At 57.8% G+C, this 14,735-nt stretch carries 12 protein-coding genes; 7 read left to right on the top strand and 5 right to left on the bottom strand.

The features are described 5' to 3' along the window. The first annotated feature begins 13 nt into the window (after positions 1-13). A complete protein-coding gene (gene dmpG / locus QU606_RS24715) occupies positions 14-1,048 on the top strand; it encodes a 4-hydroxy-2-oxovalerate aldolase (protein ID WP_304997690.1) in 1,035 nt (344 codons plus the stop codon). A gap of 358 nt (positions 1,049-1,406) precedes the next feature. Here the strand turns inward: dmpG and nudE are convergent, their stop codons facing one another. The 3 genes from nudE to QU606_RS24700 form a co-directional block, all read right to left on the bottom strand. Beyond that, entirely contained in the window at positions 1,407-1,955 is a 549-nt protein-coding gene (gene nudE, locus QU606_RS24710; RefSeq protein ID WP_304997689.1) for an ADP compounds hydrolase NudE, read from the bottom strand. 88 nt (positions 1,956-2,043) lie between these two features. After that, on the bottom strand, positions 2,044-3,174 hold the full coding sequence (locus tag QU606_RS24705) for a helix-turn-helix transcriptional regulator (RefSeq protein ID WP_304997688.1): 1,131 nt from the start codon (positions 3,172-3,174) through the stop codon (positions 2,044-2,046). A 133-nt stretch (positions 3,175-3,307) separates the two neighbouring features. Beyond that, on the bottom strand, positions 3,308-4,351 hold the full coding sequence (locus QU606_RS24700) for a Rieske 2Fe-2S domain-containing protein (protein ID WP_304997687.1): 1,044 nt from the start codon (positions 4,349-4,351) through the stop codon (positions 3,308-3,310). A 179-nt stretch (positions 4,352-4,530) separates the two neighbouring features. Here QU606_RS24700 and QU606_RS24695 point away from each other — a divergent pair, with 179 nt between their 5' ends. From QU606_RS24695 to QU606_RS24680, 4 genes are all read left to right on the top strand, one after another. Further along, the gene (locus QU606_RS24695) at positions 4,531-5,370 is read left to right on the top strand and encodes an SDR family NAD(P)-dependent oxidoreductase (protein ID WP_370531129.1); all 840 of its coding nucleotides are present in this window, start codon (positions 4,531-4,533) and stop codon (positions 5,368-5,370) included. Beyond that, positions 5,357-6,283, top strand: a complete 927-nt coding sequence (locus QU606_RS24690; protein ID WP_304997685.1) for an alpha/beta hydrolase — start codon at positions 5,357-5,359, stop codon at positions 6,281-6,283. The genes QU606_RS24695 and QU606_RS24690 overlap by 14 nt, the downstream gene beginning before the upstream one ends. Then, complete coding sequence (ribB, locus tag QU606_RS24685) at positions 6,280-7,395, top strand: 3,4-dihydroxy-2-butanone-4-phosphate synthase (RefSeq protein WP_304997684.1); 1,116 nt, start codon at positions 6,280-6,282, stop codon at positions 7,393-7,395. Before QU606_RS24690 ends, ribB begins: the two co-directional genes overlap by 4 nt. Positions 7,396-7,842: 447 nt before the next feature. Further along, the gene (locus tag QU606_RS24680) at positions 7,843-8,292 is read left to right on the top strand and encodes a nuclear transport factor 2 family protein (RefSeq protein WP_304997683.1); all 450 of its coding nucleotides are present in this window, start codon (positions 7,843-7,845) and stop codon (positions 8,290-8,292) included. Positions 8,293-8,768: 476 nt separating this feature from the next. Here the strand turns inward: QU606_RS24680 and QU606_RS24675 are convergent, their stop codons facing one another. After that, on the bottom strand, positions 8,769-10,151 hold the full coding sequence (locus tag QU606_RS24675; RefSeq protein ID WP_304997682.1) for a DUF1329 domain-containing protein: 1,383 nt from the start codon (positions 10,149-10,151) through the stop codon (positions 8,769-8,771). Positions 10,152-10,174: 23 nt separating this feature from the next. Beyond that, positions 10,175-11,704, bottom strand: coding sequence for a DUF1302 domain-containing protein (locus QU606_RS24670; RefSeq protein WP_304997681.1), 1,530 nt, complete (start codon positions 11,702-11,704; stop codon positions 10,175-10,177). A gap of 313 nt (positions 11,705-12,017) precedes the next feature. Between QU606_RS24670 and QU606_RS24665 the strand changes: the two genes are divergently transcribed. Beyond that, positions 12,018-13,766 (top strand): FAD-binding protein, encoded by a 1,749-nt coding sequence (locus QU606_RS24665; protein ID WP_304997680.1) that lies wholly within the window; start codon positions 12,018-12,020, stop codon positions 13,764-13,766. After that, positions 13,763-14,641, top strand: coding sequence for an SDR family NAD(P)-dependent oxidoreductase (locus QU606_RS24660; protein ID WP_304997679.1), 879 nt, complete (start codon positions 13,763-13,765; stop codon positions 14,639-14,641). Before QU606_RS24665 ends, QU606_RS24660 begins: the two co-directional genes overlap by 4 nt. Positions 14,642-14,735: the final 94 nt, after the last annotated feature.

Raw genomic sequence — 14,735 nt, 5'->3', positions numbered from 1 at the left:
GTGGAGAATCACCATGAATTTGCAAGGTAAGAGCGTCCGTCTGCACGACATGAGCCTGCGCGACGGCATGCATGCCAAACAGCATCAAATCAGTCTGGACCAGATGATCTTAGTGGCGACCGGTCTCGATGCCGCCGGCGTGCCGCTGATCGAAATCACCCACGGCGATGGCCTGGGCGGTGCGTCGCTGAACTACGGTTTTCCCGCCCACAGTGACGAGGAATACTTCGCAGCGGTGATCCCGCGCATGAAACAGGCCAAGGTCTCGGCGCTGTTGTTGCCAGGTATCGGCACCCTCGATCATTTGCGGATGGCCCATGAGCTCGGGGTATCGACCATTCGAGTGGCCACCCATTGCACTGAGGCGGACGTCTCCGGCCAGCATATCGGCATGTCGGCGAAGATGGGCCTGGATACTGTCGGCTTTCTGATGATGGCGCACATGGTCAGCGCGGAAAAACTGCTGGAGCAGGCGCGGTTGATGGAGAGCTATGGGGCCAACTGCATTTACTGCACGGACTCAGCTGGCTACATGCTACCCGATGAAGTTACTGGGAAAATCGCTGCATTGCGAGCAGGGCTGAGTGTCGGAACCGAAGTAGGTTTTCACGGTCACCACAACATGGGCATGGCGATCGCCAATTCCCTTGCCGCGATCGAGGCGGGCGCCGCACGTATCGACGGTTCGGTGGCGGGGCTGGGCGCGGGGGCGGGCAATACGCCGCTGGAAGTGTTTGTCGCGGTGCTTGAGCGGATGGGCGTCAACAGTGGTATCGACTTGTACAGAATCATGGACGTTGCCGAGGATTTGGTGGTGCCAATGATGGACCAGCCGATCCGTCTCGACCGCGATGCATTGACCCTGGGTTATGCCGGGGTCTACAGTTCGTTTCTGTTGTTTGCTAAACGTGCCGAGCAAAAGTACGGCATTGCTGCCCGTGAGCTTCTGGTTGAGTTGGGCCGACGTGGCACTGTCGGCGGCCAGGAAGACATGATCGAAGACCTGGCGCTGACTCTGTCACGATCACGTGGCGTCTTGCCGACCTGACACTCTGCGCCGCAAAAAACCACCGGCCCTGCTTGCAGGCCCGGTGGTTTTTTATGGAAGCAGATTGCGCACCGGCGGAGGATAGCAACTGGTGGCGGAATTCAAACAATGGATGAGCGCCGTGGTCGGTCGATAGGCTTCATTTTTGAGCAGTTGGCACAAGCTGGCGATACTGCCGGCGCAGACGATGAAGAGTAGGGCGCAAGTTGCTTTCCGCATAGCGAGCCTCGACAAGATTTTATTATTGTAGAGGCACGTTATTGCGGATGGTGGGACGTGGCTTCGTCCGAATGGACTAGCCGTTGAAAATAAATCTTCGTAGGCCTGATGTGGTCGTGCGAATGGCCTGGTATTTTCCTCAACCACGCCGGGCAATGGCGCCCATGGCCATGAACAGTGCGGCAATGGCCCTGGCTTCATTGAGTTCGCCACGGGCAACTAAGTCGGGGATTTGCGTCAGCGGTACCCTCAAGCACTCCAAAGGTTCGGGTTCGTCACCGACCAGGTGGCAGGGGCTCAGTTGCTCGGCTAGCACCACCTGGTAACGATGACAAAGATGACCCGGTGCAAGGGTCAATTCGCCCAGTTCGCTAAGGCGCGTAGCGCGCAGTCCGACTTCTTCGCTGAGCTCTCGTTGCGCTGCTTGCAGATAGTTTTCATGGGGTTCCGCTCCCCCCTTGGGCAGACCGAGTACAGTTTTTTCCACACCGACCGCATATTCACGAACCAGTAATACATGCAGTGGATCGGGCATGGCTACCAGCATTACCGAGCGATAACCGGTGCCGCGTAACCGTTCGTAAATCCGCTGCTGGCCGTTGCTGAATTGCAGATGTAGTGCTTCGATCTGAAAATAGTCGCTTTCAGCCAGCAATTCAGTCTTGAGGATGGTTGGACAGTTGCGCATGGTCAGGCCCCTGGTTGGGATAAAACCACTGTGCACCGTGCCGGAGTAGCCGCCATCGTCCGAGCGGACGAGGGCGGAAAAGTGAGCGCTAGCCCAGAGTAGCCACGCTGCGTAAAATCAGGCGCACGAGCATTGTCTGGCGGGTCACGCCGGTCTTGGAAAAGGTCGACCGCAGGTGCGCCCGCGACGTGTTGCGGCTGATGCCCAGTTTGTCGGAGGCTTCGTCGAGGGTCAAACCGTTGGCCAACAACATGGCCAGTTGAGTTTCGGCTGGGGTGAAGTCGAACAGCGCGCGGACGATCTCTTGTGGTGCAGTGGACTGTTGTTCCGGATCGCTGATGAATATCACCACAGTGGGGCATTGTTTACCTTCGCTCCAATCTGACATTGGTACCGAGCGCACGATTATTCCCAAGTCCGCCCGCCCGGACGGACGTTGTACGCGAAGGGCTTCTACCACCGACGGGTTGCTGCTTTTTTGTGAGAGCAACGACTGCTTCACCAGCCGCCGAAACTCCTGGGTGTCACGTGCCGTACCGACTTGTAGGCCGTCGTTGACCAGCTTGATGCCATCTTTTTCCTGGATCAACCGATCGGCGACCTGGTTTGTCTGCAGCACTTTTCCGGCCTCGTCGAGGATAATCGTACCGACCGCCAGCTGATTCACTGCACCGGCGTAAAGGTTGCGTTCGGCTTCGATGCGATTGAGCTGCATGTGGATCTTGATCGAGCGCTCCAGATGAGGAATGAAGTGTGTGAGCAAAGCTTTCTCTTCGTTGCCGAAGGCCTTGGCATCGCGCCCGCGACTGATGCGGATACGGCACTGGGCGCCGTCGCAGGTGTTAATGTCGGCGCCGAGTATGTGGAACACGTCCACCGGTTCGAGGAAATTCTTGTAGAACTCCGATTGCTGCCAATCGTCGCTGGAGACGAACTCGGCGAGGGTCACGACCTGGCGGTTAGGCAGGTCGACGAAAGGGTCTAGGGTGAAAAAATGTTTGTTGTACGACGCCGTCGCTTCGGTTGACGTGCCGGTAGTGTTGACCATTAGGCCATCCACATACGCGCTGGGCGGTCGCAGGATGAAGGTCACATACTTGCTTTCCAGGTATACGTTGAGCTGGTTGAGAAAGGTCGCCCAGGGAATGATTTCCAACGGTCCCTGATAGAGATTACCAAGCAAATTGCTGAACGTATCGAGGCTGAGGCTCTGCGGCATAGAGAAACCGTTCTTATTATTAGTGTGGGCGGTGCCCGAGAATAAGCACCAATATCGACTCCTTGCAACGCTCGGGTGCAATGCCTGACGGGTGGCGACCGCTCAGGCACAGGAAGCGAGGAAGCCCGCTTAATCAAGCCTGTTCGCTGGCGCGCACGACAAACTGTTTGTGCTCCAGTACATCAGCTGAAAGCGCCGCGACGTCGGTGTAGAACTGCTCATACCAGCGTCGGAGCTGATAGACCGGTCCATCACCGTCACATAGCAGCGGGTTGTCGACGCGGGTCTTGCTGTGCCAGACAGCCACATCTTCGTAGAAGGCCTCCTGTGCCTGCTGCACATAAGCCTTGGCCATCGCCTGATTCTGTTCTTCGCTCAGTCCCGGGATCTTTTTCACTAGTACGCCGTAACGCAGGGTGAAACTGTCGAGGTCAATCGGCACGTGGCTGTTAAGCAGGACCGAATGAATCGGCTGACCGTTCATCGCGCCAGTCATTTCAGTGATCTGGTAGGCCGGGCCGAAGTAGGTGGAGACGGTGCTTAGCATGCTGTCGCCAGAGAGACGTTCGCTGCGGGCGCACATGGTCTGTATTGCAAGGTGCCCTTCGAACACGTTGCTGAAGGCCTCGACCGGCGCGCCGTGCACTGTCCCGAAGTGCGCCATGTCGGCAACGTTGTCGATCAGTTCCCGACAATTGGTCGCGATCTGCAATTCAGCCACTTCCCATTCGGCCCATTCGTCACTGAAGCAGGCGTCAATGCGCGGGATGCGTTGTTCCGGGATCGGCGGGTTGTTTTCCGGATCGTTCCAGACGAACAGCAGCTGGTTTTCGATCATCACTGGCCAGCTTTTGATCTTGGCTCTTGGTGGAATGCGCTTTGCGTAGGGAATGTCATCGCAGACCCCGTCGGCACCCCAGCGCCAGGCATGGAACGGGCAGCGGATCGAATTGCCTTCGACACAACCGGTGCTCAGGTCGGCACCCATATGCGGGCAATATCCGTCAAGGATATGCAGCTCGCCATCTTCGCCCTCGAACGCCACCAACCGAGTACCGAACACCTCCAGTCGGTGGGCCTTGCCGTCTCGGTATTGGGCAGCCAAGCCCAAACAATGCCAGCCACGGGCGTAGCGGTCTTCCAACTGCTTGGTTTCGATGCGGTGCAGGATGCTCATCTTATTGTTCTCCGGTTCATCGCGGGTTGGGCTGCTCCGGGTTCAGGCAAGTACTCGGCAGCTCTTGTATTGGTCAGATTCTGCCGCCCCTGTGACGCAGGGCATCGTCTGAATGGACGATGGCTGGCGAACGGCGGACGGCTCTACTGACGACATCGACCGAGAGCGGAAGTCTTCAGATGAGTAACCAATACGGGCAGGTTGCGGTGATTACCGGCGCTGCCAGCGGGATTGGCCGGGGTCTGGCCGAGCAGGCGGCACGGCGCGGGATGCGCCTGGTGCTGGCGGATGTCGATGGTGTCGGGTTGCAAAGCCTGTGCGCGACCTTGCAAGCGACAGGTACACAGGCGGTGGCCTGCATCACAGACGTGGGTCAGTTGACACAGGTCGAGCGTCTGCGGGATGTCGCCGTTGAGCAATTCGGCGGCGTTAATCTGCTGTTCAATAATGCCGGGGTGATGCAAACCGGCTATAGCTGGGAGATCAACGCGACGCAGTGGCAACGCATAATTGATATCAATCTCACCGGGGTGATCAATGGCATTCGCTGTTTTGTGCCGCTGTTGCTCAGTCAGGAGCGCGCCTCCCATGTGATCAATACCGCGTCGCTCGCCGGTTTGCTCAGCAGCCCGTTAATGGCACCTTACAACGTCACCAAGCAGGCGGTGGTCGCACTCTCGGAAACCTTGCATTACGAAATGGCCATGCTCGGTGCGCCGGTCTCGGTATCGGTGCTGTGTCCGGGGGCAGTTGCCAGCGAGATCATGTCCTCGAACCACATGGTCGAGGGGGCGGATTCATCCTTCAGCCAACTGCTCGATTCCAGCATTCGCCAGGGTATGACTCCGGCCAACTTGGCTGAGGTGGTGTTCGCCGCCATCGATGAGAAACGCTTCTGGATTCTCCCGCATAAAAACTTCAAGTTGGCACTCGAGCGGCGGGTGCAGAGCATTTTAGAGGAAACCAACCCTGTGTTTCAGATGCCCGATGAGCAAGGAGACACCTATGCCGCTCGATAGCCAGATCGCTGCCGTGCTCCAGCAGTTCCGCGACTTGCCCGAACCTGATTTCCGCCACCTTGAAGCCGCGGACTACCGAAAATTCTCCGACAACCTGATGCCCCCGATCTCGGGCGCTGCGATGCACGAAGTGCGTGAGCTGCGGGTACGGGGTGCTGAAGGTGAATTGGATGCCCGGTTGTATCGACCCTTGATCCAGGACAATCTGCCATTGCTGGTTTTTTTTCACGGTGGTGGCTTTGTGATGGGAAACCTCGATACCCACGATAACCTGTGCCGGGCGTTAGCTAGCCAAACTTGCGCAGCGGTGGTGTCGGTCGCCTATCGTCTGGCCCCGGAGGCGAAGTTTCCGGCCGCACCGCTGGACTGTTATGCAGCCACCTGTTGGCTGGTGGAGCACTCTCGCGAACTGGGAGCGGACGGGCGTCGACTGGCTTTGGCCGGAGACAGCGCCGGCGGTAACCTGGCATTAGCTGTCAGCTATCTGGCGGCGCGCTGGGAAGGGCCAAACATCCGTCACCAATGTCTGTTCTACCCGGTGACTGATGCCGCTTGCGACACCGTATCCTATGCAGATTTCGCCGAGGGTTACTTTCTTACGCGCGCCATGATGGACTGGTTCTGGCGGCAGTACCTGGAGAATGCGGCCCAGAAGGACGATCCATTGGCCTCGCCATTGCGTGCCGAAGACCTAACCGACCTGCCGCCGACCACTCTGATTAGCGCTGAGTTCGATCCGTTGCGCGACGAGGGTGAAGCCTTCGCCCAGCGCTTGCACGCCGCAGGCGTGCCAGTGCGGGTCCAGCGTTGCGATGGGATGATCCACGGTTTCATCAGCATGGCACCCTTTGTCGAAAGGGCTGCCGAACATCTGGCGCAAGCGGCTGCGGAGTTGCGTGAGGCTCTCAATTGAATGGCCTGGCATTCGACAGCGTCAAGCATTTGCTCGAGGCCTTGCGTAGTGGAGAGATGGTAGTAGTCAGCGACGACGAGCATAACGGAGAAGGCTCATTGCTGATGGCCGCCAACCATGCCGATGCGACAGCGGTCACATTTATGGCGGTGCAGGCGCGGGGCCTGATCTGCCTGGCTCTGACCCAAGAGCACAGTCGTCGCCTGGGGCTGGAGCTAATGGTGCCCAACTCACGGGCGGCTCATGGCATGGGGTACACCTATTCGATAGAAGCCGCTACCGGGGTTTCCACCGGTATTTCTGCCGCTGACCGGGCGCGCTCGATTCAGGTCGCAGTCGATCCGGCTTCTGGCCCTTCGGATCTGGTACAGCCTGGGCACATTTTCCCGATACAGGCATTGCCGGGCGGGGTGATGCAGCGGGCCGGGCATGTCGAAGCAGCTTGCGATTTAACACGGTTGGCAGGCCTGCAACCGGCGGCGACGCTGGTGACCATTTTGAATGAGGGCGGCGAAGTGGCGCGTGGCGTCGAACTGCATAAATTCGCCGAACGCCATGGCCTGAAGATCGGCAGCATCGCCGACTTGATCCATTACCGGATCCGCCATGAAGGCACCATTGCTCGAGGTGGCGTGTATCCGTTGTTGACGCGGCATGGTGAGTTCCAGGTCACCACCTACCAGGATACCTATCAGGGATTGTTGCATCTTGCGCTGGTCAAAGGGCAGATCGACAGTGAGCAGGCGACGTTGGTGCGGGTGCAAAGCAATGAAACCCTGCGTGACGTACTCGGCTGTGAAACCGAAGGCGGCCCCCAGCAATGGAACTTGGAGCGCTCACTGGCAAACATTGCTCAGGCCGGTTGTGGCGTGGTGGTGCTGCTGGCCCAGCAGGAGTCTCCACAAGCGGTGATCGAGCAATTGCACCAGCGCAACGGCGGCAAACCCCGGCCGCCGCAATTCGCGCAACGCACCCTGGGTGTTGGGGCGCAGATCCTGCGTGACCTCAATGTACGCAAAATGCGCCTGCTTAGCTCTCCGGTGCCCTACAAGGCAGTGTCGGGGTTTGATCTGGAAGTGGTGGAGTTTGTGCCGTTTCAATCATTGGTTTAGACGCTCGCATTAGCATAGAGCTGTCTGTCGCCGTCCCCTTGACATCTGATGATTAGTCTCGAATAACCAGGGTAAATCTAATTTTCCAATCGCCCGTGAAACAACCCATTCTGCTTATGCAGAATCGTTCACCTTCATCTGCAGAGATATCGGATGCTCGAACCCCATCAAGAGCGCTGACATCGACCATCAAGGCCGGTCGTAGGGCGACGTTGGGGTCAGACTCCTTCGGTGATCTTCAGTGGGGGCGCATCGTTTCATGGGTATGGTCACAACTGGCAATACCGGACCAATGATCTGTCGAATCGCAACAGCTAGTCCCAACAGACGAGCTGCGCCTCCTCGCTGCCCGATAAACTCCCTTGCAAGCGTGAGTTCACCTCTACCTGGTATGTCGCGCGATGAACGCCTATAGGAAAGAATCCACTTGATTGCGAGGCCAGCTAAATGACCCTAGAACAACGTATCGCCCGTTTGGAGGCGCTTGACGCCATTCGCCAACTCAAGCACCGCTATTTCAACGCTTGTGACTTGAAAGAGGTGGAAGTGATCCGAGACTGTTTTGCCGAAGGTGAGATCCTGATCGACTACGGTCCTTTAGGGATTTTTCGCGAGCGCGACAGTTTCGTGGCGCTCTATAAGGAGCTGGCATGCCAAGATCGGGTGATTGACTTGCATCACGGCGCCAATCCGGAGATTGAATTGCTCACCGAGGACGAAGCCCAAGGCCGGTGGGCGCTGTATTACTTCAACCTGGATGGCGAGAGTGGTGCCACACGGCAATTGGGTGGTACTTACAAGGATCGTTACCGGCGTATTGAAGGGCGTTGGAAGTTGATCGAGACCTACTTCTGCGCCCATTCCATAGTGGCCGGGCAGGTACCGATGCAGGCCTGAATCGGAACGGATTAGTGGTAACCCGTTCGGCTTCGCCGGCGATGGCACCAGTGCATTGCCGGTCGAGGTCAATTAGGGCTTGGTTCTGCGCAACTGCTCCTGCGTTACATCACCGCAGGGATGCCTTTGAGCATGGCGCAGACGACATTCAGAATGTCGGACATTTGGCCCGCGGACCGTTTTCTCTGAAGGTGCTTGAGATTACAAGGCCCCGCCGATGGCCCTTGAGCCACGCCGCAGCTCGAGACTGACGCTCACCGCACCCACCGGCGTACCAATGACCGGGGCTTGCCGGCTAGCGCGCGACAGCGGTCATCGTGTCGGCAGGATGCTTAGGGCATCGGCGTTAAGTGACAGTCCGAAGCGCGCCTGAGCTCGGGCCTTGGTGAGCAGTTTTTTCATGAGGACTTTCTGGAGGGAAACGGTACAGACCACAAAGCCCCGACCGAATGGCTCGGCCAGGGCTTTTTCAGTACTTAGCGGGTACCGAGTTTACGCAAGTTGCCTGGGGTGAAATCGTCATCAACAAAATTGTTGGCGTTGAGCTTGGCTGGTTTCTGGTCCAATAGCATCCGGTCTACCATATATGAGCCGGCGATCAGGTCATGATAGATGCCCAGGCGGGCGTGATAACGCTGCATATCGTAAGCATAGATCGAGGTTTGCATGTTAGTGCGCCACAGTTGGCCACGACTGTCGTAGTTATCCGCCAAGGTCACGGCCCAGGTGTCTTCATCCAGGTACATCATGCGTTTGGCATAGATGTGACGCGCACCTTCCTTGAGGCTGGCTTGTAATACCCAGACCCGGTGCTTCTCATAGCGCATGTACTTGGGATCGACGTGACCCGTGGTGTCGAGGATTTGATCACTGCTCACGCTTGGATCGTCGATCTTGTAGTTGTGATACGGGATATAGACTTCTTTCTTGCCGACGATGGTCCAGTTGTAGCGATCCGGAGCTCCGTTGAACAAGCGATCCTCGTCATACACTCGGAAGCCACCTGCACCGGTGGGAGAGTCGTAGCCGACGGTGGGCGCGCGGCGAACCCGGCGTTGTCCCGGGCTGTACTGCCAGGCCTGACGTGGTGCGGCGGTAGGGTTGATGAATTCGTGGCCGACAACAATTTCACCTTTCTTGCGTGCCGGCTCCAAGGTAGTGACCAGAAAACTGGTCAGAATGCCGTTGGAGGTCTCCAGGGTTTTGTCCGGGCTCGACCAAATCGAATAAATTTTGTAATTGACCTGCTCCAATACCCGCTCTTTGTTGGAGTACACCACCGCCTGCATGTAGTTCGCTTCTTCGGTGCTGGCGCGCCCAGCGAGGGTGTGGTTGAACATTAGTTCGCTGCCGTTTTTTGGGATAGGAAACGGCGAGGCAGCCCAAGCATTGGCCGTGTCGTTACCATCGTTGGCCAACTCGGCATTGAGGGCGTTTTTCTTAATGTTATCGTAGTTGCGTTGGTCGGTACGGAAATCCCTATGGGAGGGGTAAATCGGCATGTTGAAGCTGGCCGGGTAGCGTTTGAGTAGCGCCTTCTGACCGTCGGTGAGGTTGGCGGCGTACTGGTCCATGTTCTGTGCATTGATCACGAAGAGCGGTTTTTCTGCGGCATAGGGGTCCGGATATGGTGTGCCGGGACCGGCGAAGGTGAGCTGGGGTGGTACACCCAGCCATTTGCCGGACCAGGGCGGTATGCTGCCGTCGGCGTTACCGGCCTTTTCAGCGCCGGCCGGAGTCAGGTCTTGACCCAGACGGGCGGCTTCTTCAGCACTGACTTTGGCCTGCGACGCAATGCTCGCGCTCATCAGGCTCACGGCCAGCGCCGTGCGTAACAATATAAGGGTAATGCTGGACATGTTGTGCTCCTCTATCAGGGCAATCAAAACCGGTATTTGAAGTTGAGGGCGACGTTGTCTCGGTCTGCCAGCGGGGCGTTGTTGGCATTGCCAAGATAGGCGTTGTAACGGGCCTCGACGGTGAAGTTTCCGAGGTAGCGCCAGGAGCTGCCGATGCTTGCACGATCATCGCCCTGTCCCGAGTTGATCGAACCGATCATAGAGCTGTCATTGTGCGCGGCGGTGCTGTAAGTGACCGGCAGCGACATGTCCCATCCGCTGAACACGTTGTTGTAGTCAAGGTTAACCTGCACGGTGTAACCCCAGGCCGATCGGTCATAAAGTAGCTTGTCGGTACCTGGGAGGCTGAAACCCGGCGCCAGTTGGGTCGGCACCGAGTCGTTGTTGCTGAGCACCCGGTTGTAGACAACCTCTCCGGTCAGGGTGGTGTTGTCTGCCCAAGAGGTCGGGCCCAGCACGTGGATCATCGAAACCTGGCTCTGCACGGTCTTGGCCCGCACCGGACTGCCGAACCCATTGTCGACCATCACCGGCGAACCGTCGCGGTAGGCCACTTCACCTGCAATGCTGGTATCGCCCAGCACCGTGGAGAAGCTGGCGCCGTAAAGATCGATGTTGTCGAAGTACACCGCGCGGTAGCTACCTAATTGACTCTGGAAGTCCAGCGAGGGGGTCTTGTCATGGTAACGCGAGTAGTAGAGGCCGAACTCTGTGTTGTTCAATGACTCGGCGGCGTAAGTTAATGCCAGGCCGTATTGACCACTGTCGCTTGGCTCGTCGTCCTTGAGTCGGCGCACGAAACCTGTGGCGTCGTTGTAGCCGCCACGATCAATATAGTCGGTGGTGGAGAAGTAACTGCCGACACCGAACAGTTCGGTCTTTTCCCATTTATATTGGTAATAGGCCTGCAGGTCGAGGCTGTCGGTGAGGGCAAACTGGGTAAACAGTTGGCCAACCGGCAACAGGATTTCCTTGACTTCGACACCTGGGGTAGTTGCTTTGGTTGCATCCACTGGGCTTTGTGCTGCGGAGATCCCTGGGTAGAACAGGCTTTCACCCCAGCTCACCACTTGGTCTCCAACCCGTACGTTGAGGTTGTGCCCGGCCATGTCCCAAGTGCCATAAGCGTAGGCGTCGAGCATGCGCAAATCGTTGCGATGCTGTTCGATGGTGTCTTTGGAATAACGGTCAGGGCGGCTGCACTGGCCACCGGCAAAACAGTTGGATGTGCCGGTGCCGTTGTCATTGCCTCGGTCGTAGACGTTGTCGTAAAAACCTGCCGCCCGCAGGAATACTCCGTAGTCTTCCTGCCATTTGATGTCAGCTTCGGTCAGAAAGCCGCTGCGGTTGCTGATCAGGCTGCCCTTGTTGAAGGCATTATCGCCATCATTGCCGTTGGCATTGGCAACTAGCTTGTGATCGCGTGCCTCGGTCCTCCAGGCCAGGCTGTAGGTAAGCGTGGTATCCCATTCGACTTTGAGGTCATCGATGGGCTGAAAGGTCATGGCGCTGGCAGGTTCAGCCAAGCCTCCGGCCAGCATTAATACGGCCATTTTTATACGTGTCTGCAGCAGTGGTGGGGCGATTATTGTTTTTATCATGTCGTCCTCGTTTGCAAGGCTCAGGCCAGCCCGACCTGAATTCTGGGTTGGGAGGTGAGGCACGGATGACTATGGAGTCACGTTCACCACAGAACATCGTCCAACTGGACTAAGCATTTTGGCTCGGAGTTATGGCACCGTTGCGCTAGTCCCATTGGACGATGTTGGCGCCTTCAAGCCCCTCAACAATCCCCTAAACCACTGCGCCAGACCAAGCGCTGGCAGCGGCGGCTTCTTGCCTGTTGGTGCTTGTGGAGATGTTCGGATGAAAGATGCCGATGTTAAATGGGATGAGTGCTGCGATGTGCTGGTGATTGGCTCTGGGGCGGGCGGCATGACCGCTGCGCTGCGCGCCCACGACCTGGGATTGGACGCACTGCTGATTGAAAAAAGTACCGAGTACGGAGGCACGTCAGCGGTGTCCGGTGGGGGGATCTGGATACCCGACAACCATCGCATCCAGGCGCTGGGAGGCAATGATTCGACGGAGGAGGCCACAGCCTACATCCGCGCCGTGACCCACGGCGAAATCGACGACGGACGCATCGAGGCCTATGTTGCCCAGGGGCGTGAGATGGTCAAGTATCTGGAGACCCACAGCCGGGTACGGTTCGAAGCGCAATCGGGCTATGCCGATTACTACCCGGAAGTGCCGGGAGGTAAGCCGGGGTATCGCTCTATGGAGCCGCTGCCTTTCGACGCCTCCGAACTAGGCGAAGAATTCTTGCGTATGCGCGCGCCGTCACCGGGCACCCTGATGATGGGCCGCATGGCCATGACCATGAAGGAAGCGCAGGTGTTGCTGTGTCGTGGACGCGGTTGGCTGGGCTTGACGCTACGCGTGATGTGGCGCTACTGGCGTGATCGCAAAGGTCGTCGATTGTCACGTCGCGACCGTTTCCTGACCCTGGGCAATGCCCTGATCGGCGCGTTGCGCTGCTCGTTGCAGGATCGCGACAGGCCATTATGGCTCAATTGCGCGCTCGAAGAGTTATTGATTGTCGGTGATCGAGTCGGCGGTGCGCGGGTGTGTCGCGACGGCCGGGTGCAGAACATCAAGGCCCGTTGTGGCGTAATTATCGCCGCTGGTGGTTTTGAACGAAACCAGGCTATGCGCGAGCAGTACCTGCCTAAACCGTCCAAGGCGACTTGGAGCGCGACACCGCCGAACAACACGGGTGACGGGATCCGAGCCGGCCAAGCGATTGGTGCCCGCACCGCGCTGATGGACCACTGTTGGTGGGCGCCGACCACTTACGTACGGGGTGAAGAAAAACAACGGGCGCTGTTTGTCGAGCGCACCTTACCGGGCTGCATGCTGGTGAACTCGGCTGGCGAGCGTTTCGTCAACGAAGCGGCACCCTATACCGATATCGTCTATGCCATGTATGCCAACAACCGTCCAGATGCTGTGAGCGTGCCGTGCTGGATGATTTTCGACGCTGAGTTTCGTCGTAAGTACCCGTGCGGCGCCTTGATGCCGGGCTATGCGCAGCCTGATTGGCAAGTGCCGCGGCACTTGCGCGACTACTACCAGAAAGCTACGAGCTTGCCGGAGCTGGCGGTGCAGATCGGGGTCAACTCGGCTGGGTTAGCGAGTAGCGTCGAACGCTTCAACCGCATGGCGGTAGAGGGTACGGATAAGGATTTTCACAAAGGTGATTCCTTGTTTGACCGTTACTACGGCGATCCCAATGTGAAACCCAATCCCTGCCTGGCGCCGTTGCTCAAAGGACCGTTTTACGCGGTGCGCATTGACGCCGGCGACATCGGGACCAAGGGCGGTCTGCTCACCGACGTACATGCTCGGGTATTGCACGAGGATGGTCAACCTATCAAGGGTTTGTATGCCATTGGTAACAGCGCGGCATCAATGATGGGGCGTACCTATCCTGGCGCCGGTTCGACCATCGGCCCGGCCATGACCTTCGGTTATGTAGCGGCCAATCACATTCACCAGGAACGTCAGCGTCAGATCCGGTCGGGTCCGGCGATGATCGGGAGTTGCCAATGAATATCAAACGTCAGCAAGTTGCGCTCGTCACGGGCGCCAGTCGGGGGGTAGGCCAAGGTATTGCCCTGGCGCTGGGTGCCTTGGGCATGACTGTTTACATTACCGGTCGTGCGCCGGGACAGGGTGGTTCGAATCTATATGGGCACGCATTGCACAGCTCTTTGGATGAGACCGCTACCGCCATCACGGCCGCTGGTGGACGGGGTATCGCGGTGGTTTGTGATCACGGCGACGATGTACAGGTGGAGGCGTTGTTTGCACGGATCGAGCAAGACTGTGGGCAGTTGGATGTATTGGTGAATAACGCAGCTTTTATCCATGATCGTCTGATCGAACCAGGACCATTCTGGAACAAACCACTAGACCTAGTGCGAATTCTCGATGTGGGATTGCGCTCAGCTTACATTGCCAGCTACTACGCTGCCCCCTTGTTGCTGCGTAGCGAGCAGGGATTGATATGTTTTACTTCTTCCTTTGGTGCTGGGTGCTACATGCATGGCCCAGCGTACGGTGCGCAAAAGGCTGGCGTGGACAAGTTGGCCGCGGACATGGCTATTGATTTTGAAGGGCAAGGGGTGGCTGCCGTATCGCTTTGGCTCGGTCCGCAACTGACCGAACGCTCACGCATTGCCGGTGAGCAGCATGGCGAACAATATCGGGCGTTCCTGGCCGACGCAGAAACGCCGCAGTTCAACGGGCGTGTGATTCACGCCTTGCTCAACGATCCACAGTTGATGACGCTCTCTGGGCAGACGTTAATAACTGCCGAAATAGCCCTTGCTTATGGCGTCAGCGAGGCCGAGGGCCGCCAGCCACCGTCTCACCGCGCCCTGCTCGGTGAGCCGCGGCAGCAGCACCCTGCACGGGTGAGCTAATCGACACTGATCGTTTCCACGCTCTGTGTCACTAATGTCCAGTAAAACTTGAATGGGGAGCTTGCTCCCCATGCTATGCCTGCTCCAGGCTCTT

The sequence above is a fragment of the Pseudomonas sp. OVF7 genome (assembly GCF_030644265.1).
In the GTDB taxonomy this organism is placed as follows: Bacteria; Pseudomonadota; Gammaproteobacteria; order Pseudomonadales; family Pseudomonadaceae; genus Aquipseudomonas; species Aquipseudomonas gorinensis.
This window is presented reverse-complemented; position numbering and strand designations above follow the sequence as displayed.

What these genes read in the sequence shown, in the direction of transcription:
- QU606_RS24670 (WP_304997681.1), bottom strand. Translation starts at nt 11,704, where the DNA reads ATGGCCGTATTAATGCTGGCCGGAGGCTTGGCTGAACCTGCCAGCGCC.
- dmpG (WP_304997690.1), top strand. Translation starts at nt 14, where the DNA reads ATGAATTTGCAAGGTAAGAGCGTCCGTCTGCACGACATGAGCCTGCGC.
- QU606_RS24700 (WP_304997687.1), bottom strand. Translation starts at nt 4,351, where the DNA reads ATGAGCATCCTGCACCGCATCGAAACCAAGCAGTTGGAAGACCGCTAC.
- QU606_RS24660 (WP_304997679.1), top strand. Translation starts at nt 13,763, where the DNA reads ATGAATATCAAACGTCAGCAAGTTGCGCTCGTCACGGGCGCCAGTCGG.
- QU606_RS24665 (WP_304997680.1), top strand. Translation starts at nt 12,018, where the DNA reads ATGAAAGATGCCGATGTTAAATGGGATGAGTGCTGCGATGTGCTGGTG.
- QU606_RS24695 (WP_370531129.1), top strand. Translation starts at nt 4,531, where the DNA reads ATGAGTAACCAATACGGGCAGGTTGCGGTGATTACCGGCGCTGCCAGC.
- QU606_RS24690 (WP_304997685.1), top strand. Translation starts at nt 5,357, where the DNA reads ATGCCGCTCGATAGCCAGATCGCTGCCGTGCTCCAGCAGTTCCGCGAC.
- nudE (WP_304997689.1), bottom strand. Translation starts at nt 1,955, where the DNA reads ATGCGCAACTGTCCAACCATCCTCAAGACTGAATTGCTGGCTGAAAGC.
- QU606_RS24675 (WP_304997682.1), bottom strand. Translation starts at nt 10,151, where the DNA reads ATGTCCAGCATTACCCTTATATTGTTACGCACGGCGCTGGCCGTGAGC.
- QU606_RS24705 (WP_304997688.1), bottom strand. Translation starts at nt 3,174, where the DNA reads ATGCCGCAGAGCCTCAGCCTCGATACGTTCAGCAATTTGCTTGGTAAT.
- QU606_RS24680 (WP_304997683.1), top strand. Translation starts at nt 7,843, where the DNA reads ATGACCCTAGAACAACGTATCGCCCGTTTGGAGGCGCTTGACGCCATT.